Origin of the sequence: Pseudoalteromonas sp. GutCa3, assembly GCF_002836155.1 — a bacterium.
GTDB classification, from domain to species: Bacteria; Pseudomonadota; Gammaproteobacteria; order Enterobacterales; family Alteromonadaceae; genus Pseudoalteromonas; species Pseudoalteromonas arctica.
This window is the reverse complement of the sequence record NZ_PJBK01000069.1, coordinates 1-22389: the sequence shown is the minus strand read 5'-3', so window position 1 is coordinate 22389 and position 22389 is coordinate 1. Positions and strand designations below refer to the sequence as shown.

25 protein-coding genes are annotated in these 22389 nt (G+C 40.3%); 4 read left to right on the top strand and 21 right to left on the bottom strand.

Annotated features, from left to right (window positions below):
* Positions 1–60: 60 nt before the first annotated feature.
* From hflX to rpsJ, 17 genes are all read right to left on the bottom strand, one after another.
* A complete protein-coding gene (hflX, locus tag CXF64_RS11980) occupies positions 61–1350 on the bottom strand; it encodes a ribosome rescue GTPase HflX (protein ID WP_007586404.1) in 1290 nt (429 codons plus the stop codon).
* Positions 1351–1365: 15 nt separating this feature from the next.
* A complete protein-coding gene (gene hfq / locus CXF64_RS11975) occupies positions 1366–1629 on the bottom strand; it encodes an RNA chaperone Hfq (RefSeq protein WP_007586402.1) in 264 nt (87 codons plus the stop codon).
* Positions 1630–1707: 78 nt separating this feature from the next.
* Complete coding sequence (gene miaA / locus CXF64_RS11970) at positions 1708–2625, bottom strand: tRNA (adenosine(37)-N6)-dimethylallyltransferase MiaA (RefSeq protein ID WP_007586400.1); 918 nt, start codon at positions 2623–2625, stop codon at positions 1708–1710.
* Between the two features lie 10 nt (positions 2626–2635).
* Positions 2636–4483 (bottom strand): DNA mismatch repair endonuclease MutL, encoded by a 1848-nt coding sequence (gene mutL / locus CXF64_RS11965; protein ID WP_101217116.1) that lies wholly within the window; start codon positions 4481–4483, stop codon positions 2636–2638.
* Positions 4484–4519: 36 nt separating this feature from the next.
* Complete coding sequence (locus CXF64_RS11960; RefSeq protein WP_101217115.1) at positions 4520–5863, bottom strand: N-acetylmuramoyl-L-alanine amidase; 1344 nt, start codon at positions 5861–5863, stop codon at positions 4520–4522.
* Positions 5864–5890: 27 nt separating this feature from the next.
* Complete coding sequence (gene tsaE / locus CXF64_RS11955; RefSeq protein ID WP_024608194.1) at positions 5891–6358, bottom strand: tRNA (adenosine(37)-N6)-threonylcarbamoyltransferase complex ATPase subunit type 1 TsaE; 468 nt, start codon at positions 6356–6358, stop codon at positions 5891–5893.
* A 487-nt stretch (positions 6359–6845) separates the two neighbouring features.
* Positions 6846–7103, bottom strand: coding sequence for a 30S ribosomal protein S17 (gene rpsQ / locus CXF64_RS11950; RefSeq protein WP_002957888.1), 258 nt, complete (start codon positions 7101–7103; stop codon positions 6846–6848).
* Positions 7103–7294 carry a 50S ribosomal protein L29 gene (gene rpmC, locus CXF64_RS11945; protein WP_002957889.1) on the bottom strand — a complete coding sequence of 64 codons (192 nt, stop codon included), beginning with the start codon at positions 7292–7294 and terminating at the stop codon, positions 7103–7105. Before rpmC ends, rpsQ begins: the two co-directional genes overlap by 1 nt.
* Positions 7294–7707 (bottom strand): 50S ribosomal protein L16, encoded by a 414-nt coding sequence (gene rplP / locus CXF64_RS11940; protein ID WP_002957890.1) that lies wholly within the window; start codon positions 7705–7707, stop codon positions 7294–7296. Before rplP ends, rpmC begins: the two co-directional genes overlap by 1 nt.
* Positions 7708–7719: 12 nt before the next feature.
* On the bottom strand, positions 7720–8421 hold the full coding sequence (gene rpsC / locus CXF64_RS11935; protein WP_002957891.1) for a 30S ribosomal protein S3: 702 nt from the start codon (positions 8419–8421) through the stop codon (positions 7720–7722).
* Positions 8422–8432: 11 nt separating this feature from the next.
* Positions 8433–8765: a 50S ribosomal protein L22 gene (gene rplV / locus CXF64_RS11930; protein ID WP_002957892.1), complete on the bottom strand. Its 333-nt coding sequence runs from the start codon at positions 8763–8765 to the stop codon at positions 8433–8435.
* A 13-nt stretch (positions 8766–8778) separates the two neighbouring features.
* Positions 8779–9057 carry a 30S ribosomal protein S19 gene (gene rpsS, locus CXF64_RS11925; protein WP_004588689.1) on the bottom strand — a complete coding sequence of 93 codons (279 nt, stop codon included), beginning with the start codon at positions 9055–9057 and terminating at the stop codon, positions 8779–8781.
* A 15-nt stretch (positions 9058–9072) separates the two neighbouring features.
* Entirely contained in the window at positions 9073–9897 is an 825-nt protein-coding gene (gene rplB, locus CXF64_RS11920) for a 50S ribosomal protein L2 (RefSeq protein WP_002957895.1), read from the bottom strand.
* 15 nt (positions 9898–9912) lie between these two features.
* Positions 9913–10215, bottom strand: coding sequence for a 50S ribosomal protein L23 (gene rplW / locus CXF64_RS11915; RefSeq protein ID WP_002957896.1), 303 nt, complete (start codon positions 10213–10215; stop codon positions 9913–9915).
* On the bottom strand, positions 10212–10817 hold the full coding sequence (rplD, locus tag CXF64_RS11910) for a 50S ribosomal protein L4 (protein WP_002957897.1): 606 nt from the start codon (positions 10815–10817) through the stop codon (positions 10212–10214). Before rplD ends, rplW begins: the two co-directional genes overlap by 4 nt.
* Positions 10818–10834: 17 nt before the next feature.
* Entirely contained in the window at positions 10835–11470 is a 636-nt protein-coding gene (gene rplC / locus CXF64_RS11905) for a 50S ribosomal protein L3 (protein WP_002957898.1), read from the bottom strand.
* A 27-nt stretch (positions 11471–11497) separates the two neighbouring features.
* Positions 11498–11809, bottom strand: a complete 312-nt coding sequence (gene rpsJ / locus CXF64_RS11900) for a 30S ribosomal protein S10 (RefSeq protein WP_002957900.1) — start codon at positions 11807–11809, stop codon at positions 11498–11500.
* A 417-nt stretch (positions 11810–12226) separates the two neighbouring features.
* On the opposite strand from rpsJ, the gene plsB reads away from it, so the two are divergent.
* Positions 12227–14665 (top strand): glycerol-3-phosphate 1-O-acyltransferase PlsB, encoded by a 2439-nt coding sequence (plsB, locus tag CXF64_RS11895; protein WP_101217114.1) that lies wholly within the window; start codon positions 12227–12229, stop codon positions 14663–14665.
* Positions 14666–14686: 21 nt separating this feature from the next.
* Here plsB and tesB read toward each other — a convergent pair whose 3' ends face one another.
* Positions 14687–15544, bottom strand: a complete 858-nt coding sequence (gene tesB / locus CXF64_RS11890; protein WP_002957902.1) for an acyl-CoA thioesterase II — start codon at positions 15542–15544, stop codon at positions 14687–14689.
* 77 nt (positions 15545–15621) lie between these two features.
* Between tesB and CXF64_RS11885 the strand changes: the two genes are divergently transcribed.
* A complete protein-coding gene (locus CXF64_RS11885; protein ID WP_007587049.1) occupies positions 15622–16080 on the top strand; it encodes an EVE domain-containing protein in 459 nt (152 codons plus the stop codon).
* Positions 16081–16149: 69 nt separating this feature from the next.
* Positions 16150–17184, top strand: coding sequence for a cytosolic protein (locus tag CXF64_RS11880; RefSeq protein WP_101217113.1), 1035 nt, complete (start codon positions 16150–16152; stop codon positions 17182–17184).
* Positions 17185–17220: 36 nt separating this feature from the next.
* On the opposite strand, the gene CXF64_RS11875 is transcribed toward CXF64_RS11880, so the two are convergent.
* Both CXF64_RS11875 and CXF64_RS11870 read right to left on the bottom strand, forming a co-directional pair.
* Positions 17221–17418, bottom strand: a complete 198-nt coding sequence (locus tag CXF64_RS11875; protein ID WP_007587044.1) for a PLDc N-terminal domain-containing protein — start codon at positions 17416–17418, stop codon at positions 17221–17223.
* Entirely contained in the window at positions 17418–18485 is a 1068-nt protein-coding gene (locus tag CXF64_RS11870; protein WP_007587041.1) for a potassium channel family protein, read from the bottom strand. Before CXF64_RS11870 ends, CXF64_RS11875 begins: the two co-directional genes overlap by 1 nt.
* 169 nt (positions 18486–18654) lie before the next feature.
* Between CXF64_RS11870 and CXF64_RS11865 the strand changes: the two genes are divergently transcribed.
* Complete coding sequence (locus CXF64_RS11865; protein WP_101217112.1) at positions 18655–19965, top strand: short-chain fatty acid transporter; 1311 nt, start codon at positions 18655–18657, stop codon at positions 19963–19965.
* A 46-nt stretch (positions 19966–20011) separates the two neighbouring features.
* Here the strand turns inward: CXF64_RS11865 and CXF64_RS11860 are convergent, their stop codons facing one another.
* Positions 20012–22123 (bottom strand): peptidase domain-containing ABC transporter, encoded by a 2112-nt coding sequence (locus CXF64_RS11860; protein ID WP_101217117.1) that lies wholly within the window; start codon positions 22121–22123, stop codon positions 20012–20014.
* Positions 22124–22389 lie beyond the last annotated feature (266 nt).

The following is a 22389-nucleotide window of genomic DNA, read 5'->3' as shown; positions in this document are numbered from 1 at the left end:
GTTAAATCTAACAAATCTACCGCGTTTCTCATACAAAAACCGACATTAAAACGTCAATTTTTAATTACGGTTGATAAAACCAGCAATTTCAGGACCAAATTCTTTAATTAAACGATTCCACTCAACCATTGGCATTCTAACATCTAACAGCCAATTACCTTGCTCATCAAAGCGTTCTTCATGTACTGCATTTAAACTAAACAATGCAGCCCTTAGGCGACCATACAATGGCGTAAGAAATAATGTTTCGTTAAACATCTTCTTAGCAAGCAGTTCACTAATAGCCTCACTAAGTAATTCACACCCTTCACCAGTCTGAGCGCTAAGCCATACTCTTATAGGTTGGCCTTCGTCATCTCGATCAATACGTGGGCTTACGTTATCCAGCGCATCAATTTTATTATAAATTAATAGCTGTGGTACTTCATCGGCTTCAATTTCTTTAAGCACCGATTGTACTTGTTCAATATTTTCTTGAAGACGAGAGTCTGCTGCGTCAATTACATGTAACTGTAAATCAGCTTCACGAGTTTCAGTTAGCGTTGCTTTAAAAGCAGCAACTAAGTCGTGCGGTAAATGACGAATAAAGCCCACTGTATCGGCTAAGATAACAGGACCAACATCACCTAATTCAAGCTTACGTAGAGTCGGGTCAAGCGTTGCAAACAACTGATCGGCCGCGTATACATCTGAATTCGTAATTCGATTAAATAATGTAGATTTACCCGCATTGGTATAGCCAACTAACGATACCGTAGGTATTTCGTTACGAGTACGAGCTCGCCTACCTTGTTCGCGTTGCACTGCTACTTTAGCTAAACGCGCACGGATATTTTGAATTCGGGCACGAAGTAATCGTCTATCTGTTTCAAGTTGGGTTTCACCAGGTCCACGTAAACCAATCCCGCCTTTTTGGCGTTCAAGATGGGTCCAGCCCCGAATTAATCGAGTCGACATATGGCGAAGTTGTGCCAATTCAACCTGCAGCTTACCCTCATGGGTACGTGCACGTTGGGCAAAAATATCAAGAATTAGCGTCGTTCTATCAAGCACACGACACTGACAAACACGCTCTAAATTACGCTCTTGTGACGGCCTGAGTTGATGATTGAAAATTACGACATCTGCATTGTGGATTTTGACAATCTCAGCTATTTCTTCTGCTTTACCGGTACCGACGAATAGTTTCGGATGTGGTGCTTGACGGCTGCCTTGCACAACCGCCAAACTACTAACACCAGCAGAAGATACCAACATTTCTAATTCATGAAGATCTTCACGATCCCCTTCTTTAGGTAAGTCGATATGAACTAAAATTGCCTGTTCGCCGGATTCATAGCGGTCAAACAAACATTATGCTCCTAATTAAAAGTTACCAGCTTCTGGTTCTTCAGTGTCTTCACTCCCTTGAACTGCTTGGAAGTTAACTGCGCGAGCAGGGACAACTGTTGAAATTGCATGCTTATAAACCATTTGATTTACGGTGTTCTCTAGTAAAATAACAAATTGGTCAAATGACTGAATTTTGCCTTGTAATTTTATGCCATTTACCAAAAAGATTGATACTGGAATGCGCTCACGTCGTAGTGCATTCAAAAATGGGTCTTGTAACGATTGGCCTTTTGCCATGTTATTGTTCCTTCGTTCTAGGTGTTATTATAATTAAGTGGCTGAACTTATTTGATAAAAAACAATATTCAACTACTACTAGCTTAGCGAACTTACTACACGATGCAAGTTTTCTTCGTCACCCGTTGTTAACCAAGTAACATCAGGCCAGCTACGAAGCCACGTTAACTGACGTTTTGCCAATTGACGTGTTGCTGCGATGCCACGAAAAACCATTTCATCATGGCTTGTTTCACCCGCAAGGTAATCCCACATTTGTCTATAACCAACACAACGAATAGAAGGCATATTGGGGTGTAAATCCTTACGTAGATATAGGGTCGAAACTTCATTTTCAAACCCCTGATCAATCATTATTTTAAACCTTTCTTCAATTCGGCGATGTAATTCGCTACGTTCTTGCGGTGCAATCGCAAATTGATGAAAAGTATAAGGTAAAGCCGGCTGTTTTTGCTTTTGCAACTCAGTCATGGTCTTACCAGTTAACCTGTAAACCTCTAAAGCTCGGTTAATCCTTTGTGAGTCATTCTCACTTATTTTTTCGGCTGCTTTTGGGTCAACTTTAACTAATTCTTTATATAAATGAGGCCAGCCAAATTCTTTAGCTTGTGCTTCTAGCTCTGATCTTATTACTGTATCTGCTTCAGGCAAAGGCGATAAACCATCAATTAAAGATTTAAAGTACAACATTGTACCTCCAACCAATACAGGCACTTTACCTTGTCTATGAAATTCGTCAATTTTTTGTACTGCATCGCGCCTAAAATCAGCAACTGAATATGTTTCACTCGGGTCAAGTAAGTCGATCAGATGATGCGGAGCTTTAGCAAGTTCTTCTGCATCGGGTTTTGCAGTACCAATGTTCATATCTTTATACACTAACGCTGAATCAACGCTGATTATTTCTGTATTTAAATGCTCGCACAGTGAGATTGCCAATGCTGTTTTACCAGCAGCAGTTGGACCCATTAAAAATATGACTGGTAAATTACTCAACACTGATACCTTAATCTAATTGCATTAAATAGTGATTTAGCTCTATTTTAACTGCTTTTTCGCGTAAGCGTTCAATAGTTTGCGGATTATTTTGTAAGCGCATTTGTTGCGCTAAAAACACATTGCTTAAATAAAACCGGGGAGGTACACATTTTATCTGCCACTCTAACCAATTCTCTATATTTTCAAGCCCTGCTTTACACCCATCAAGTAGCTCACCTATCGCTGTACTTACATCAAGTAAATATAAGCACGCTGGCAATTTTTTAACCATTACAAACTGTTTTTCTATTACGAGTTCAAAACCAAGTAAAGTAAACCACGATTGCTGAGCTTCTATAAGTAAGCAATCTTCTTTTGATAAGTTTACTCTTACGGGCAGCAAAAGAGCTTTCCCTTCTAAACTTCCGGACTCTTTAATTTGATTATGCCAATCATCTACCAATGCATATTTGAAATGTGAGCAATACAATTGCTGCTCAACACTAAATACACACGCACCTTCATTAACACTGATGATTGAAACTGTCTTTAAAACATTATGCGCAGACTCTAACTGGTGTTGTGCTACGGGTATGTTTGCTACATTATCAAAATGCGCAGCGTGTTGCTCACTCACACCTTGATAAAACGCGTTTACATCATGATGGCTCGTACTTGGTGTAGCACGGTATGCCCCGCCACCGCCAACACTTCTAGTAACTGATGATGAACTACCAACACTTCCAGAGTAAGAGGGCTGTAATTGCGATTTAGGGTAATCAAATACTCCATCCGCTTTTGTATCATTAGAACTACTATGCGCTGACCCCATAAACACAGGCGCAGATTCCATCTCAGAGCTAAGCGGTTCATTCGTAAACTCACCTTGCAGCGGCACTACCACTTGCTTAATAGCCTGTAATATAAAGTCATGAATTAAGCGCCCTTGATGAAAACGCACTTCATGCTTAGCTGGATGAACATTTACATCAACCTGCCGAGGGTCTATATCAATATAAATGACAAAACCGGGTAATTCTTGTGTTCCGCTTACTTCTTCAAATGCCTGGCGTATAGCATGCAGAATAAGCTTATCGCGCATCATACGATTATTAACATAAGTATACTGAGTCGTATTAGCTGAACCTACAGGTAGCACCCAACCATGCAGCTGTAAGCCACCCTCTCCTGATTGAATATGCAAACCTTGCTCAGCAAAAGCCTTACCTGCAACTTGCGCTACACGTGTAATAGCCTGAGAGGGATCTGTCTTCGCACGATACTGCCTTACTACTTTTTCGTTGTGAGTTAGTGTAATAGAGACATCAAAGCGACTAAGCGCAATACGCTTTATCAACTCATCAATATGGCTAAATTCAGTTTTTTCGGTACGCAAGAATTTACGACGAGCTGGGGTGTTAAAAAATAAATCTTTTACTTCAATGGTTGTGCCATCAGGGTGCGCTACTGGCTTTACTTGCACGGCCATATCGCGACCTTCTGCAAATGCTTGCCAAGCAGCTTCTTGATCTTTTGGTTTTGAGCTCAGCGTTAAACGCGATACAGAGCTAATTGACGCAAGCGCTTCCCCCCTAAAACCAAGTGAACAAATATTTTCAAGGTCATCTAGAGATTTTAATTTACTCGTAGCGTGACGAGAAAGCGCGAGCGTTAGCTCATCTTTACTTATCCCTGAACCGTTATCACGTATACGAATAAGCTTATGACCGCCACGCTCTATATCTATCTGAATACGTGTAGCGCCAGCATCTAAACTGTTTTCGACTAGCTCTTTTACTACCGACGCTGGGCGCTCAACCACTTCGCCTGCGGCAATTTGGTTAGCTAAACGCGCGGGTAATATTTCAATATTCATGAGATTTCCTAGCAAGCATTGCGCTAATAATAATGACTAACTTTGTGGTATATCGAGCTCTTGCCCAATAAACAAAGTATTAGATCTAAGCTTATTAACTTGTTTTAATTCAGTGACTGTAATGCCATAGCGACTCGCCAACATACTTAAAGATTCACCCGGGCGTACCTTGTGCTTTGTTGGATATTGCGACTTTAATTTAGCAAATAAAGAGTCATCAGGTGGATTTTTTAAATAGTAATTTTTAATTGAAGTAAATATAGCTTTAGCCAAACGCTCTTGATGGTTAGCACTTTTAAGCAGCTTTTCTTCTCGTGGGTTAGATATAAACCCTGTTTCTACTAAAATTGATGGGATATCTGGTGATTTAAGTACAGCAAGACTCGCATGTTGGGGATCTTTTTTATGCAGCTTAGCAACTTTACGTAACTCTTTAACCACTTCGTCAGCTACGTTTAAGCCAGTTTTCATAGAGTGATCCATCGACATATCAAGTAATGCTTGCGCTAAGTATTTTTCGTTAGCGGCATCTTTCATTACATCCGCAGCGCCACCTAAAAGCTCAGAGTGCTTTTCTTTATCTTCTATCCATTTACCTATCTCTGAATTAGCACGCCTTAACGACAACACCCAAACAGAGGCACCATTTGGTCCCGGGCTCGTAAATGCATCAGCATGAATAGAGACAAAAAAGTCGGCCTTTTTTTCACGAGCACGATTGGTACGCGTATTAAGTTTTACAAAGTAGTCACCGCTTCGTACCATGCGCGAAATCATCCCACGTTCGCCATCAATCATGCGCTCTAAACGTTTTGCAATTTGCAGTGTTACTGTTTTTTCGTACGTGCCAGAGGGACCAATTGAACCTGGATCTTCGCCGCCATGACCCGCATCAATTGCAATCACAATATCGCGCTCTTGGCTTAACTGGCGGTTTTTAGCTGCTGTTTGAGCAGGAGAAACAACTGTGGCAGCTTGGCTTTTATTGTATAAATCAACAACGAGCCTATTTTTATAAGGGCCTGTAGGCGCTAAAGCAAATACAACTGGCTTTACTGGTGCGTTTAATTCAAACACTAACCGAACACTGTGCTTATTTTTAGGTTTTGAGTAGCGTAGCTTGCTCACTATTTGATGTTTTGGTGGTACACCTGGTAGTATTTTTAACTCGTTAGTGTTTTCTAAATCAATTACTAAGCGGCTTGGGTTTTTAAGCATGAAATAGCTAAAGTCAGGCTTATCATTTAAATCAAATACCACACGCGTACTATCAGGGGACGGCCATACGCGTACACTATTAATTGTATTTTTGGCCCACAGCGGCAAGCTTATGGTAATAACCATAAGGTAAATAAAGAGTTTAACTACACCTCGGCTCATTTGATAATTACTGCCTTAACTATATTATTATTTGTTATTTAGTTTTTCGACAATTGCTACACCACGCTCACTGGCGCTATTAATAACAATTTTACGTTCGTTACCCATATAGCTTAGAGTAATATCTAAATCAGGCACAGGAATAAATTCACCACCTTTTTCAGGCCACTCAACAACGCAAATTGCATCTGGTGAAAAATAATCGCGTATTCCCATGTATTCTAGTTCTTCAGGGTCACCTAAGCGGTATAAATCAAAATGATAAACATTTGCGCGCTCGAGTTCATAAGGTTCAACAAGTGTATACGTTGGGCTTTTAACTTTGCCTGTATGTCCAAAGCCTTGCACTACCCCTCTTGTAAACGTTGTTTTACCAGCGCCTAAATCACCATGTAAATAAATAACCGCACCTTGCTCTATAATATCAGCAACGCGATTACCCATTGCAACCGTGGCTACTTCATCAGTCAAATGAAATTCAAAACTACGCGTCATTACTACCTCAAAAATTCATTCAAAAGCGCATATTTGCTAATCATACCAGAATATTAATTTAAGGCGATAAATTGAGGTTTTAGACATAAAAAACCAGATAAGCTGATAATGAAAGTTGTGTATGGATGTCTATTTTCGATACTTTGAAACTGTATTATTGTAATAAAATAAGGTAAGTGAGTTCTCAGACTAAAAGATAGTAAAAGAAAGGTAACACCACGAATTAGATGACCCCATATTGGCATTAAATTAACTGAGATATGTAAGTTTATTATCTAACTTCTTCTGATTCAGTAGATGGTTCTGCTAGCAAAAAAGTAACTGGTAAATGAAACTCTCAACTACTCCCCAAGATAACTTTGTATTTTCAGATAGAAGACTAATCCAGGTGACCCGCTCACCCTAGTTTACTGTTTGCAGGTGCTTTAAATACAAAAAGCCCCAGCTAATGCCGGGGCTTTTTTACAAAACTAACTTAATTAAAAAATTAAGCTTGTTTTGGACTAGAAATAACGTCTACTAAAGTCCAAGATTTATTCTTAGAAATTGGTGCGCATTCACGGATAGTAACTACGTCACCCGCTTTTGCTGTGTTATTTTCGTCATGTACGTGTAACTTAGTCGTACGTTTAATGAATTTCCCATAGATTGGGTGCTTCACGTAACGTGCGATAGCGATAGTGAAAGATTTTTCCATCTTGTCGCTGATTACACGGCCTTGAAGAGTACGAATTTTATCGCTCATTATTGACCTGCCTTCTGGTTAATAACTGTTTTTACACGCGCGATATCGCGGCGTACTGTTCTTAGCGTGTGTGTCTGAGCTAACTGACCAGTGCTAGCTTGCATGCGCATATTAAATTGCTCACGAAGTAGTCCTAGAAGTTCAGCATTAAGCTCTTCTACGCTTTTGTCTTTTAGTTCGCTAGCTTTCATCACATTACCGTCCGAGTTACGAAAGTTGTTTTGAATGGCAATTTACGAGCAGCAAGGTCGAATGCTTCACGAGCAAGCTCTTCTGAAACACCTTCCATTTCGTAAAGTACTTTACCAGGCTGAATTTCAGCAACCCAATATTCAACAGAACCTTTACCTTTACCCATACGAACTTCAAGAGGTTTTTCTGTAATCGGTTTGTCAGGGAAGACACGAATCCAGATTTTACCTTGACGTTTCACGTGACGCGTCATAGCACGACGAGCTGCTTCGATTTGACGAGCAGTCATACGGCCACGGCCAGTTGCTTTCAATCCGAAAGTACCGAAGCTTACTTTGTTACCGTTTTGCGCTAAACCGCGGTTGCGGCCTTTGTGCATTTTACGGAATTTTGTACGTTTTGGCTGTAACATTAGTCGCTACCTCTACTTAGCACTTTTCTTGGCTTTCTTTGGTGCGCGTTTAGCTGGCTTCTCTTGCTCTTGTACTAGTGGTAAACCACCAATAACTTCGCCTTTGAAGATCCAAACTTTAACACCAATGATACCATAAGTGGTTAAGGCTTCAGAAGTTGCGTAATCGATATCAGCACGAAGAGTATGTAGAGGTACACGACCTTCACGATACCATTCTGAACGTGCGATTTCAGCGCCGCCAAGACGACCGCTAACTTCAACTTTAATCCCTTTAGAACCGATGCGCATTGCATTTTGTACCGAACGCTTCATAGCGCGACGGAACATAACACGACGTTCTAGTTGAGAGGCAATGCCGTCTGCTACTAGTTGTGCATCTAGTTCTGGTTTACGTACTTCAGAGATATTAATCTGAGCAGGTACACCAGCGATTTTAGTTACCGCTTGACGTAATTTTTCTACGTCTTCGCCTTTTTTACCGATAACAACACCCGGACGAGCCGTATGAATTGTTACACGGATTGATTTTGCTGGACGCTCAATAACGATTTTAGACACAGAAGCCGTTTTCAATTCCTTAGTAAGGAATGTACGAACTTTGTGATCGCCAAAAAGCTGTGCAGAGAAATCTTTTGAACTCGCGTACCAGGTAGAAACCCAAGGTTTAGATATACCTAGGCGAATACCAGTAGGATGAACTTTTTGTCCCATTACTTATACTCCTAGCTATCTGAAACCATAACAGTGATATGGCTTGTACGCTTAAGGATGCGGTCTGCGCGTCCTTTAGCACGAGGCATAATACGTTTCATTGTAGGACCATCGTCCACAAAGATCGTTGTTATACGAAGCTCATCAATGTCAGCACCTTCGTTATGCTCTGCGTTAGCAATAGCAGACTCAAGTACTTTCTTAACTAATACAGCCGCTTTCTTAGGGCTGTACGCCAGGATTTCTAGTGCGCGATCTACAGGTAACCCGCGGATCTGATCTGCAACTAGACGTGCTTTTTGCGCCGAACCAGAGGCGAATTTATGTTTAGCTAATGCTTGCATTTATCTTCCCCTCTTATCGTTTCTTCGCTTTCTTATCCGCAGCATGGCCACGGTAAGTGCGAGTTGGTGCAAATTCACCTAGTTTGTGACCGATCATTTCGTCAGAAACGAAAACTGGTACGTGCTGGCGACCATTATGGACAGCAATGGTCAATCCGATCATGTTAGGTATGATCATTGAACGACGGCTCCAAGTTTTAATTGGCTTTTTCTCACCGCTTTCCAAAGCTTTCTCTACCTTCTTCAGCAAGTGTAGGTCTATAAAAGGACCCTTCTTGAGAGAGCGTGGCATGGCTATTCCTCAATATTACTTAGTACGACGACGTACTATAAATTTATCCGTACGCTTGTTCTTACGCGTCTTCGCACCTTTAGTCGGTTTACCCCATGGAGACACAGGATGACGACCACCAGATGTACGACCTTCACCACCACCGTGTGGGTGATCTACCGGGTTCATGGCAACACCACGAACTGTCGGACGAATACCACGCCAGCGATTTGCACCTGCTTTACCAAGTGAACGAAGCATATGCTCAGCATTGCCTACTTCACCTAGAGTCGCACGACAATCAGATTCAACTTTACGAACTTCGCCTGAACGAAGACGTAATGTTACATACTGACCATCACGAGCAAGGATTTGAACGTATGCACCAGCAGAACGTGCGATTTGAGCACCTTTACCTGGTTTTAATTCTACGTTGTGAACAGTCGAACCTACAGGCATATTACGCATTGGTAATGCATTACCAGGCTTGATTGGTGCATCAACACCAGACTGGATTGCATCGCCAGCTTTTAAGCCTTTAGGTGCGATAATGTAACGACGCTCACCGTCTGCATATAATACAAGAGCGATGTTTGCGCTACGATTTGGATCGTATTCTAAACGTTCAACAGTAGCTGGAATGCCATCTTTAGTACGTTTAAAATCGATTAAACGGTAGTGTTGTTTATGACCACCACCGATATGACGAACCGTAATACGACCATTGTTATTACGACCACCTGATTTAGAGTTTTTCTCTAAAAGTGGTGCGTATGGCTTACCCTTATGTAGATCAGAGTTAACCACTTTAACTAGGTGACGACGGCCCGCAGAAGTAGGCTTACACTTTTGAAGTGCCATAATTCTATCCCCTTATTACTCGGCGCCGCCGACAAAGTCTAGCTCGCTGCCTTCTTTAAGAGTAACGTAAGCTTTCTTCCAGTCGCTACGACGACCGAAACGTGCGCCAGTACGTTTTGTTTTACCCTTAACGTTAAGTGTGCGAACACCAGTTACTTCTACTTCAAAAAGCTTCTCAACTGCTACTTTAATTTCAGCTTTAGTTGCGTCATTTACTACTTTAAAAACAATAGTATTGTTTTCTTCAGCAGCAATTGTGCTTTTTTCAGAGATATGTGGAGCAAGGATCACTTTTAAAAGACGTTCTTCGCGAATCATGCTAGCGCCTCCTCAAGTTGCTTAACAGCAGCGGCTGTAATAAGTACCTTATCGAAAGCAATTAAGCTTACAGGATCGATACCAGCTACATCACGTGTGTCAACCTTATAAAGGTTACGTGCCGATAAGAAAAGATTTTCATCTACTTCTTCAGTCACGATAAGAACATCTTTAAGCTCAAGTTCTTTAAGCTTAGCAACTAGTTCTTTAGTTTTTGGTGCTGCTAGAGCAAAACTTTCAACAACGATTAAACGCTCTTGACGAACTAATTCAGATAAGATGCTTTTAATCGCACCACGGTACATTTTACGGTTTACTTTTTGGCTGTGGTCTTGTGGTTTAGCTGCAAAGCTAACGCCACCTGAACGCCAAATTGGGCTACGGATTGTACCGGCACGTGCACGGCCAGTACCTTTTTGAGCCCATGGTTTTTTACCACCACCGCTTACTTCAGAACGTGTCTTCTGAGCACGAGTACCTTGACGAGCACCTGCTGCGTATGCAACAACTACTTGATGTACTAATGCTTCGTTAAACTCACGTCCAAAAGTAGCTTCAGAAACTTCAAGACCGCCAGAAGCGTCTTTAATTGCTAATTCCATCACTAAATCTCCAGGACTTATGCTTTAACAGCTGGTTTAACGATAACGTCACCGCCAATAGCTCCAGGTACTGCACCCTTAACTAAAAGCAAATTACGCTCAGCGTCAACGCGAACTAGTTCTAAGTTTTGAGTCGTTACACGCTCAGCACCCATATGACCGGCCATTTTCTTACCTTTAAACACCTTACCAGGTGATTGGTTTTGACCGATTGAACCAGGAGCACGGTGAGATAGAGAGTTACCATGTGTAGCGTCTTGCATGCTGAAATTCCAGCGTTTAACACCACCTTGGAAACCTTTACCTTTAGAAGTACCGGTTACGTCAACCTTGTTGATTTCGTTGAATAATTCAACAGTAAGCTCAGCGCCTACTTCAAAATCGCCTTCACCACCGTTAAGGCGGAATTCCCACAGACCGCGACCCGCTTCAACACCAGCTTTAGCGAAATGACCCGCTTTAGCTTTGTTTACACGACTTGCTTTTTTAGTGCCTGCGGTTACTTGAAGCGCGTTATAACCGTCTGTTGCGTCAGATTTGATCTGAGCAATGCGGTTAGGTGTCGCTTCAATAACTGTCACAGGGATAGATACACCATCTTCAGTGAAGATTCGTGTCATACCCACTTTACGACCGACTAGACCTAATGCCATTTTCCTAAAACCTCTCTAATCTTTCGATTAACCCAGGCTGATTTGAACATCAACACCAGCAGCAAGATCTAAACGCATAAGCGCGTCTACAGTCTTGTCAGTTGGTTCTACGATGTCTATCAGACGTTTATGGGTGCGGATCTCGTACTGATCACGCGCATCTTTATTAACGTGCGGTGAAGTTAGTACAGTAAAACGTTCAAAGCGTGTAGGTAGTGGGATTGGACCACGTACTTGTGCGCCAGTGCGTTTCGCAGTTTCCACGATTTCTGCCGTTGATTGGTCAATCAAACGGTGGTCAAAAGCTTTTAGGCGAATACGAATGCGTTGATTTGACATTCTTAACCTCAATATAAAGAGCATATAAAAGAGCATAAAAAAACGACCGAAACAATCTTAAAACTTAAGATGTCGGCTGTTTGATTATATCTACGTTGAGTTCCAAATCGGAACTCCTGTTTATTAGCTTGAAATCCAAGCTTAATTTATCCTTTCTAGTTCCCAGAGGAATTTTGAAAGCCTGCGTATTATAGAGGTATTGGTGATAAATGCAACAACTATTTAGAAACAATACAATGCCTATAAATTTGATTAAATAAGCACCCATACATGCTTACTAGCTATACTTGAACTAATACCTCTACTGTTAGTCAATAAACAAGTTAACACCTTAATTACGCAAACTAAGGGATTTTTAGATATTATGGTATCCTACTGCGCTAATTTTGCCCTTAATACTCTCAATATGGTGAGTCGATGCGTATTTTTAATTATTGTTTAAATGTTATGTCTGCTGGATTTAGCCGCTTATTTGTAAAAAGCAAAGTGCTGCCAGAAAATCCGATTAAACAGTATGATCTAAACCCTGAGTACCCTACATTTTATATAGTGCGTTTAAATTCACGATTTGATTTAGCGGCTCTCGCACATGCGTGTAAAAAAAATGGTCTACCTAGCCCAACCGAAGAGCAAGTATTAGGTAACCAAGATTTAGACCGTTTTATTGGTATTAAAAATCCACCACCACTTTTTGGTGATGAAGCTAAGCCAACCAATGCTTTAGCTCAAGGTAAACAAATTATTGAATACCTAATACAAAGTGGGCAGCAAAACGTACAAGTGGTTCCGGTTACTATTTTATGGGGTCGCGACCCGGGTAAAGAAAAGCCGGGGCTACGAACTTTAATTACGCACTCTCTAACTCCTAGCTGGTTTAGAAAGTTTTTTGTGGTGTTATTTTCAGGACGCGACAACTTTATTCGCTTTAGCCAACCACTCGACTTATCGCTTTTAGTCAATGAAAAAGCCGATGTAAGCGAGTTACCACATAAATTATTACGTGTAGCACGTGTTCACTTTAAGCGCCAAAAGCTAGCTGCTACAGGCCCTAAAATGCCCTCTCGTGAACAATTATTTAATTCTTTATTAGCGTCACCTACAATAAAAAAAGCAATTCAAGATGAAGCTAAAGCTAAAAACATTAGCCAAACAGAAGCCCGCCAAAATGCACTTAAGCTACTTGATGAGATAGCTGCTAATTACTCTGAAGCAATGATACGTGTGGCCGAGCGATTTTTAACTTGGTTGTGGAATAAGCTCTATAACGGTATTGATATTAAACACGCAGAACAAATTCATGAACTAACAGATAAAGGCCATGAAATAATCTATATGCCTTGTCATCGCAGTCATATGGATTACTTACTGCTTACTTACTCTATTTATCATTTAGGCTTAGTTCCACCACATATAGCTGCAGGTATAAATCTTAACTTTTTCCCTGCCGGTGGCATATTTAGACGCTCTGGGGCATTCTTTATTCGTCGCTCGTTTGCAGGCAATAAACTTTATTCTGCCATATTCAAAGAGTATTTAAGCCAACTGTTTATTAAAGGTTACTCTGTTAAGTTTTACACGGAAGGCGGTCGAAGCCGAACTGGGCGCTTACTTCCACCTAAAACAGGTATGCTATCTATGACATTACAAGCAATGCTGCGCGGAATAGACAGACCAATATCTATCGTTCCTGTGTACATTGGCTACGAGCACGTAATGGAAATTAACACCTACCTTAAAGAGCTAGATGGAAAAGATAAAAAAGGCGAATCTATATTTGGTATTTTTAAGGCAATCAAAAACCTTAAAAACTACGGTCGTGGTAATTTAAACTTTGGTGATCCAATCTCGATTAACCAATACTTAAACGATAACCAACCTGATTGGCGTGATTCAATACACCCTACCGATGTACAAAAGCCACAATGGTTAGCGCCACAAGTAACTAAACTTGCCGACCAAGTAATGGTTAAAATTAATAATGCGGCGGCGCTTAATGCGGTTAACTTACTAGCGATGATATTGCTGGTTAACGATAAACAAGCATTGAGTAAACCAAAGCTATTAGCACAACTTGATTTTTATCTGCGCTTACAGCGCGATGCAAGCTATAGCGATAAAGTAACCGCGCCAGACGAAACACCAGAGCAATTACTAACGCATGCATTAAAGCTGAATAAGTTTGAAGTTATCAGTGATGAATTTGGCGAAATTATTACTATTAGCGATAAAGAAAAAGTACTGTTTAATTACTACCGAAACAATATTTTGCACTTATTTGCAGTACCAAGCTTAATTGCACTACATCTATTTAAACAACACAGCACAACTATTGAGCAATGCCAGCAACTTGTAAAAACATTTTATCCATTATTTGCTAAAGAATGGTATTTACAGCCTCTTGATGAAAACTATATAACGCGTATTTTAGCTAACTTTGCTGATCAAAATTTAATTGAGTTTGATGGCGATAACATTCATATAACGAACAGTAATGACTGCTTAGCTAAGCTAGAAATGCTTGGACGAGCACTTAGTTTTACTCTACAACGTTACGCTATTGTGATTGGTTTTATTCAAACAAGTGATGGCATTGAAAAAGCAGAATTAGAACGAGAGAGCCAAGTGCTTGCACAGCGTTTAGGCACACTGCATGGTATTAAAACACCTGAATTTTTTGATAAAAAAGTACTTGTTAGTTTTATCGAGAACTTACGTGGCGAGTCGTTAATAACAGAGGGTGATAAAGGCTTAGTAGGCAGTACACAACTTTGCGAAACCTACGCACACCTTAAAACATTACTGCCAGCACGGGTCTGGCAGTCAATCAGCGATATAGTACAAGATCAGTGTAACTAGTAATATATCTATAGAAGGGGGTTAGCGCTGACGCATAACCCCTTCTTGCATTGTTGAGGCAACCAAGTTGCCTTGGCGATCAAAAAACTGCCCGCGTACCAAACCACACCCATTACTCGCACTTGGACTATCAATTGAATACAAAATCCAATCATCCATTCTAAATGGGCGATGAAACCACATTGCATGATCAATAGTAGCTACTTGCATATTTGGCTGCATAAACGATACACCATGAGGCTGCAATGCTGTTGGTAAAAACTCAAAATCAGAGGCATACGCTAATAAGTAATTGTGGATGCGCTGATCGTCTGGCATTTCACCATTAGCTTTAAACCAAATATGCTTTACCGGCTCCATAACTTCTGGTTTAAACGGGTTATGAAAAGTAACTGGTCGCATTTCAATTGGCATTTCACGCGTAAACTTATTACGGATGACTTCAGGGATATGCGAAGCGTTATCTTGATAAAACTCAAGTGATGAGCGTAACTCTTCAGGTGCGGGTACATCAGGCATTGTTGCTTGATGCGACAAACCATTTTCTTCACCCTGAAACGACGCTGTCATATAAAAGATTGGCTTACCGTACTGAATCGCTTTTACTCGGCGAGTACTAAAGCTCTTTCCATCGCGAATAGTTTCTACATCATAAACAATCGGTTTAGCTGGATCGCCTGGGCGTAAAAAGTAAGAATGTAATGAATGAACTATACGCCCCTCAGGTAGAGTTTCTTTAGCGGCAGAAAGCGCCTGCCCCATAACTTGACCGCCAAACACAGCACCAAAGCCTAAATCTTGGCTTTGTCCTCGATATAAACCTTGCTCAATTTCTTCAAGTGTTAACAACGACAATAAATCATCTAATACTTGGCTCATTACTTCTTCCTCATTACCCTAGTATCCAAATGATACTATACAATAGTGGGAAGTAAATATTTGTTAGGAATACTGTTATGGCTTACTGGCTATTTAAAACTGAACCCGATGCGTTTTCATTAGATGATTTAAAAAACGCACCAAAACAAACGACTCTTTGGGAAGGCGTGCGTAATTACCAAGCGCGAAACTTCATGCGTGATGGCGTTAAGCTCGGTGATTCAGTGATGATTTACCATTCAAGCTGTAAACACGTAGGTGTAGCGGGTATTGCCGAAGTGACACACGATGCCTACCCTGACCCTACTCAGTTTGATTTAAGTAGCGACTATTACGATGCAAAAGCCACCAGCGACAAACCACGCTGGGTTGTTGTTGAAGTTACTTACCAAAGCCATTTAAAAAAATTAATTAGCCTTAAAGATATTAAAGCCAATAATAATATTACTGAAATCGCACTTAAAAAAGGCGGACGACTATCAATAATGCCTGTTACTAAAAATGACTGGGATGAAATAATCAAAATGGCGCAGTAACACCCTCTCGGTTTGACCTAATTTCATTGAGTTTGATATGATCTATGCTGACTTATAGCTGGAGGATTAATGAAATTACTGTATTGGTTAGATAAATGGTTAACTCTCCCGCGCAATGAGCAACAAACTCGATTACCCATGACGGGTAGTGATTTACTCGGCGATGTATTTGTTAAGTATGATTTTGTTGACGTTAATAAGCCCCTGCTTTTTACCTTTTCACCCGCAGGCACTAACGTGCAAGAGCAAGATCTTCACCCTGATTTTACACCATGGGGTTATCACTTAGCTCAAAAACAAAACGTAAACGTAATCGCTTTTCAGCATTTAGGTAAAAGTAATTGGTTTCGTAATCGTAATTTAATCTTTTTTCTCGAGCAATTATCAACATTACTTACGCCGTTTAATTGTCGACTAGGCTATGGCTTAAGCCGTGGCGGATTTGCTGTTGGCGCTTTTGCTAAACTATTAAAGCTAAACCAAGTATTGTTCTTCCATCCGGTAAGTACTAAAAATAAAGAATTAGTACCGTGGGATGACCGCTCTAGTACCGATATAGCTCAGCAGTTTGACTGGCAACAAGATTATCACGATCTAGATTTAGGAGATGCCCAAGGCTATATTATTTACGATCCTACTAATCGTATAGACCGAATGCATGCCAAGCGCTATAAGCAGTTAACTCACTTGCGAGTATTTGGTATGGGACATGGCACACACGCTACATATTTGAATAAGTTTGGGTTTTATAAGCAAGTAGCCGTTGATTTCATTCAACATCAGCAAATCGATATTGCACAGTTTCGCCTGCAAACCAAAACCTTACGCTTAAAAGAAGATTATTATCAAAGTCTCAATACGGCTAATGCAGATTCCCCTCATCGTTTAGCATTATTGAGTACAGCGCATAAAATTTTAGCTGATGAAAAAGAAGTGTATGTACAAGAGCATCAAGCAAAAATTGATATTCAGCCATTAATAGATGTGGCACTTAAGCACCAAGATGAGCACCCTAATGATGCTATTCAGCTATTAGAAGTCGCCCAGCAACTTCTACCTGACGACCCTCTAATTGAGCATAAACTCAAACAGTTGGAAGAGTAATTATTCCAACGAAAACGGCTATAAAGGCTAATTACTCTATTTAGCCTTTTTCTTTTTGTGCCTATGCTTGGGCACAATGGTAAAGTACATCATTAAACCTAACCAAGAAAATATAATGATTCCCATTAGCCAGCCATTCTTTTCATGACCCTGTGTACGCTTACTGTTAAGTACAATAACGACAGGTAATATGTAAGCACTTAAAACAACAATTAAAAATACAACTTCATTCATTATTTTTCTAGGCTCGACCAGTCTACTTCACTACTTAATACTCGATCTACCGATATATAGTGCAAAATATCGCCTTCACTTACTTTGTAATCTAATGGTGGGTTTAAATCCATATTTTGCGCACTTAAATTATGGGCAACACCTAACAGTATTGCATCATGCTCAAGCTTAAAATGATGAAACAAAGTACCAAACTCCATATCTTTGCAGCCACTTGGTACTTTCAAGCTAAATTGTGTATCGCCGTGCAAAGTAGATAGCAGCTCCTCTTGCACACGGCTCGAACCTGGATCTTGCATTGAGCGTACGAGTATCTCAGCTGATTTTGCACTACTACACTCTACATTTTGGCAATGCTCTAACATCATCTCAACTTTGGTTTCATCCAAAAAGTGAGCACTTATATGGCAATCATCTTTTACTAAGCGACTAATGCGCAGGGCTGTTGTAAATGTCTGATCGTCATCTTGACCATCAATAATCACTTTATCAGCACTACGAATAGCTACCCGCTCTAGTTCAGCTAAATTAGTGAAGCTCGTTAAACGTGCAAAATCAACGCTTTCGTTAGCTAAAAAAGGATGATCCATTTGCTCTGTTACCGCGAGTAAAATACGACGGTCAGTACGTTTCGTATCTGCCAAAATGTAATCAATCATCTTTTTTGTACGAGTGTCGTGCCAACCAAAAATAATAATATGATGGTTACTGTGGGCAAAGTTTTTATCACCAGTCATAGCGCGCCTAATTAAGTAAGTAACAGTTTGTCCTGCTTTTCCTAGCAAAACACCAAATAAAGCTAAACCAAATGGAATTTGTATTAATGCAACCACCCAACGACCAAGATCAGTAGTTGGACTAAAGTCACCATATCCCACTGTTGATGTTGTTACTGTGTAATAGTAAAAAAAGGTAGTAAGCGAGGTTAACGCTTTCTCATTCGCTATAAATAGTAAGCTCCATGTTAATAGCATATGAGTCAAAATAGCTAATGCCACTGCTTGCCAACTCAACTGATCTATATGAGCGCGAACAAGTAACGCTAGCCTTTTAAATATCACCGGCATAATACAAAGTCTTCGTTAGTAAATTATCTATAAACAGTACGTTACTGTAAGCGATGCTTTTAAGCAATGTTTAAGCTTTTAACCACAAATATAAGACTAAATGCTGTTTGCCAATGGTGATTTTTCATGATTAATTAGCGTTAAAATAATAACCAAAACAGTTGTGCTTATGCTTAATAAAATAGCCCGCCCTTTTACTAAAATTGTAGAGCGCTATCTTCCCGACCCTTTTATATTTGTAATTTTACTTACAATAATTACTCTTATTAGTGCGAGCTTATTTACAACCGCAACCAACATTGAAGTATTACAAGCGTGGGGAGGTGGGTTTTGGAACTTATTAAGTTTTGCTATGCAAATGCTACTAGTGTTAATTACAGGCTACATGTTGGCAAGTACGCCACCTATAAGTAAGTTATTAGAAAAACTAGCAACACTCGCAAATACAGCACCTAAAGCAATTATATTGGTAACGCTTATTTCGCTTTTAGCGAGCTGGATAAATTGGGGATTTGGCTTAGTTATTGGTGCCCTTTTTGCCAAGGCAATTGCTAAACATACTCGTGTTGATTATCGATTATTAGTAGCCAGCGCTTACTCAGGTTTTGTTGTATGGCATGGCGGATTAGCCGGTTCGATTCCTTTAACTATCGCAACCGATGGTCACTTTTCAGAGGCCAGCATTGGAATTATTAGTACAGAGCACACTTTATTTGCGGGCTTTAATATAGCCATATTAGTTGGTTTATTCATTATTATGCCGCTCGTTAATCGCTATATGCTGCCAAGCGAGCAAGAAAGCGTATATATCGACCCAGCTCTTTTACAAGAGACAACACCTAAGCCCACAACAATAACTAGACCCGCCCAACATTTGGAACAAAGTAAACTACTCGGTATGGCAATTGGCTTATTAGGTTTGGCATATTTAGGTTATTACTTTTTTATTGCTGGCGGAAACTTAAACCTTAATAGCGTTATTGCCGTATTTTTGTTTTTAGCTATTACGCTGCATCAAACACCCCATAAATTACTTAACAGTCTGCAACAAGCAATTCCAAGCGGGGCTGGCATTGTTATTCAATTTCCTTTTTATGCAGGCATCATGGCGGTAATGATTGATAGCGGATTAGCACAAAAGATATCACGTGGCTTTATTGCCGTTGCAGATGCTGATAGCTTGCCATTTTTTAGTTTTATAAGTGCAGGGCTCGTTAATATGTTTGTCCCCTCTGGCGGTGGCCAATGGGCTGTACAAGCACCTATTGTAATACCTGCAGCACAAGAGCTAGGTGCTGATATATCGCGCGTTGCAATGGCTGTTGCATGGGGTGATGCGTGGACTAATTTAATTCAACCTTTTTGGGCGTTGCCCGTATTGGCTATAGCAGGCCTAAAAGCAAAAGATATTATGGGGTTTTGTGTTGTGCAGTTATTTGTAACTGGGGTTTTTATATCGCTGGTATTGAGCTTGTATTAAATGTAAACATAATAAAAAGGCGTGTAAAACACAAGCACTGGGCATTTTATGCACTCTCGCACTGCTGTTGTAGCTCCACCAACCTACCCTCTCTCAGTTGATAGACTTTACTGGCCATGCTAATGGTTTCTTGGCGATGAGCAATCATAATCCGTGTGATGGGTAAGTCCTGAATTTGTTCACTTATTTTCGCTTCGTTGTCTTTATCTAAATGGCTAGTTGCTTCATCCATAAATAACACACACGGCGATTGATACAACGCTCGTGCTAATAATAACCGCTGTACTTGCCCACCCGATAAGTTTGATCCCATGTCCCCAACTAATGAGTTATAGCCCATAGTCATTTTGGTAATATCATCATGAATAGCCGCATGACGAGCACACGTCTTTATTTTTAAATAATTGGGCTGTGGGTCAAAAAAACTGATGTTATCAGCGATTGAGCCAGCTAACAATGTGTCATCCTGCATTACTGCAGCTATTTGTTTACGGTAGTTTTTAAGGCCAAGCTGGGTAATATCTTTGCCATCAAGCAACACAGTCCCTGAGGTTGGCTGTAATAGCCCTAGCATTATTTTCATCAACGTAGTTTTACCCGCACCTGACGGACCCGTAATCGCAATCGAGTCACCGGTATTCAGTGTTAAATTAACATTATTTAAAATCGGCACTTGCTCTTCACTGTAACTAAAGCAAATATTTTCGAGTGTAAGCTGACCTCTCACTTTACCTTCGTCATCACCTGTATAGACCATTTCACCGTCACGATTAACTTCTTGTTTCGTGAGTGCTATATCTGCAATACGGTCTAAGTGTAAGCGCATCATTTTGAATTGAATGATTTGCTCAATTAAGTTGGCAAAGCGGCTGGTTAACTGGTTTTTATAAGCAATAAACGCCAGTACCATACCAACAGACAAGCTATTGCTCATAACTAGCAATGCAGCAAAGTAAATCACCAATACATTTTCAAGGCCAAATAACAGCTTATTAAATGAATCAAAGCTAATATGTAAACGCCCTAAACGGATTTCACTATTAATGACCTCTGCATAACGGTTTTGCCAAATACCTTGGCGCTGCGATTCATTACCAAACAATTTTATAGTTTGCATACCCCGAATATTTTCTAAAAAGTTCGATTGCTCTTTGGCAGATGATTGAATCACTTCTTCAGTAGCTTGATGTAGTGGACGATACAGCGCTAAACGTACCAAGGTATACAGCACAATTGCACCAACAACTACCGCAGTGAGTTTTAGCGAATAAATTAGCATCATAATCAATACGGTAATGCCCATTACGCCATCGACCAGTGTTTCTACAAACCCTGTAGTTATGCGCTCCCGTATTTGCGCTAATGAGCCAAAGCGCGAGACAATATCGCCAATATGGCGGGACTCAAAATAGTTCATTGGCAAGCGCAATAAGTGCCTGAGCAAATTCACGCCCATTTGCATATTGAGCAAACTCGAAAGCCGTAAAATTAGCCAACTTCGTACCGCATTAGTCACCACTGAAATTATCGCAATCAGAGCAAAACCCATGGCAAGTACCGTTAATAACGATTCATCAAAACTAATGAGTACTTCATCCACCACCCACTGCATATAATAAGGGGTCATCAAAGCAAATAATTGCAATACCAGTGACAACGCAATCAGTTTTATTAGCCCTGCTTTTAAGCCCTTCATTGAGCTCCAAAGTTGGGTAAACTTCATCCGTGCTTGTTCTTGTTTGGCTTCAAAATGACTGGTTGGAGTCAGCTCTAAACAAATGCCGGTAAAGTGCTTACTAAACTCATTACTATTTAAACTACGCTTACCAACAGCTGGGTCGTTAATAGCAAATTTAGCCTTTGCACCTTTGCCAGAGACTTTGGTCAATACCACAAAGTGATTCATATCCCAATGTAAAATACACGGAGTTTGTAGTTTATGGACTTCATCAATAGGGCATTGCAATGCACGACTGGCGAGCCCCAAGTTATCACCCAGCTCAATCAGTTGCTGTAAATTCATACCCTTTAGATTAGCCGAAAAGCGCTTTCGCATGGCAGGCATATCCAGCTTATGGCCGTGATAACTTGCCACCATTGCAACAGAGGCTAGGCCGCATTCAGCTATTTCGGATTGGAGAATTAGAGGAACTGACATGTTTATTTTAAATTCTATTGTAGCTTGCATGATAAAGGGTAAATTTTCCGTTGTTAATATTATTACCACTATAAATAATATGGCAGAATGGAAGTACAACTAAGAAGTTTTCTATATAGTTTTACTTTCTTCTAGATATGTATGCACAAATAAAAACTGACGCTATCTCAATAATTACAACTAAAATATCTATTTTGGCGACACGTGTATTCAGATTAGAAATACTTTCTAATCCCTCTGTTTGGCTGAAAAAAGTATCATTAATA

Bases quoted from the DNA above. Each gene is read 5' to 3' on its own strand.
- rplB (WP_002957895.1), bottom strand. From the start codon at position 9,897: ATGGCACTTCAAAAGTGTAAGCCTACTTCTGCGGGCCGTCGTCACCTA.
- rpsS (WP_004588689.1), bottom strand. From the start codon at position 9,057: ATGCCACGCTCTCTCAAGAAGGGTCCTTTTATAGACCTACACTTGCTG.
- hfq (WP_007586402.1), bottom strand. From the start codon at position 1,629: ATGGCAAAAGGCCAATCGTTACAAGACCCATTTTTGAATGCACTACGA.
- rplV (WP_002957892.1), bottom strand. From the start codon at position 8,765: ATGCAAGCATTAGCTAAACATAAATTCGCCTCTGGTTCGGCGCAAAAA.
- CXF64_RS11865 (WP_101217112.1), top strand. From the start codon at position 18,655: ATGCTTAATAAAATAGCCCGCCCTTTTACTAAAATTGTAGAGCGCTAT.
- CXF64_RS11870 (WP_007587041.1), bottom strand. From the start codon at position 18,485: ATGCCGGTGATATTTAAAAGGCTAGCGTTACTTGTTCGCGCTCATATA.
- rplW (WP_002957896.1), bottom strand. From the start codon at position 10,215: ATGATTCGCGAAGAACGTCTTTTAAAAGTGATCCTTGCTCCACATATC.
- CXF64_RS11860 (WP_101217117.1), bottom strand. From the start codon at position 22,123: ATGTCAGTTCCTCTAATTCTCCAATCCGAAATAGCTGAATGCGGCCTA.
- CXF64_RS11885 (WP_007587049.1), top strand. From the start codon at position 15,622: ATGGCTTACTGGCTATTTAAAACTGAACCCGATGCGTTTTCATTAGAT.
- rplC (WP_002957898.1), bottom strand. From the start codon at position 11,470: ATGGCATTAGGTCTAGTCGGTCGTAAAGTGGGTATGACACGAATCTTC.
- tesB (WP_002957902.1), bottom strand. From the start codon at position 15,544: ATGAGCCAAGTATTAGATGATTTATTGTCGTTGTTAACACTTGAAGAA.
- CXF64_RS11880 (WP_101217113.1), top strand. From the start codon at position 16,150: ATGAAATTACTGTATTGGTTAGATAAATGGTTAACTCTCCCGCGCAAT.
- CXF64_RS11960 (WP_101217115.1), bottom strand. From the start codon at position 5,863: ATGAGCCGAGGTGTAGTTAAACTCTTTATTTACCTTATGGTTATTACC.
- CXF64_RS11875 (WP_007587044.1), bottom strand. From the start codon at position 17,418: ATGAATGAAGTTGTATTTTTAATTGTTGTTTTAAGTGCTTACATATTA.
- plsB (WP_101217114.1), top strand. From the start codon at position 12,227: ATGCGTATTTTTAATTATTGTTTAAATGTTATGTCTGCTGGATTTAGC.
- tsaE (WP_024608194.1), bottom strand. From the start codon at position 6,358: ATGACGCGTAGTTTTGAATTTCATTTGACTGATGAAGTAGCCACGGTT.
- rpsQ (WP_002957888.1), bottom strand. From the start codon at position 7,103: ATGAGCGATAAAATTCGTACTCTTCAAGGCCGTGTAATCAGCGACAAG.
- rpsJ (WP_002957900.1), bottom strand. From the start codon at position 11,809: ATGTCAAATCAACGCATTCGTATTCGCCTAAAAGCTTTTGACCACCGT.
- rpmC (WP_002957889.1), bottom strand. From the start codon at position 7,294: ATGAAAGCTAGCGAACTAAAAGACAAAAGCGTAGAAGAGCTTAATGCT.
- rplD (WP_002957897.1), bottom strand. From the start codon at position 10,817: ATGGAATTAGCAATTAAAGACGCTTCTGGCGGTCTTGAAGTTTCTGAA.
- rplP (WP_002957890.1), bottom strand. From the start codon at position 7,707: ATGTTACAGCCAAAACGTACAAAATTCCGTAAAATGCACAAAGGCCGC.
- mutL (WP_101217116.1), bottom strand. From the start codon at position 4,483: ATGAATATTGAAATATTACCCGCGCGTTTAGCTAACCAAATTGCCGCA.
- rpsC (WP_002957891.1), bottom strand. From the start codon at position 8,421: ATGGGACAAAAAGTTCATCCTACTGGTATTCGCCTAGGTATATCTAAA.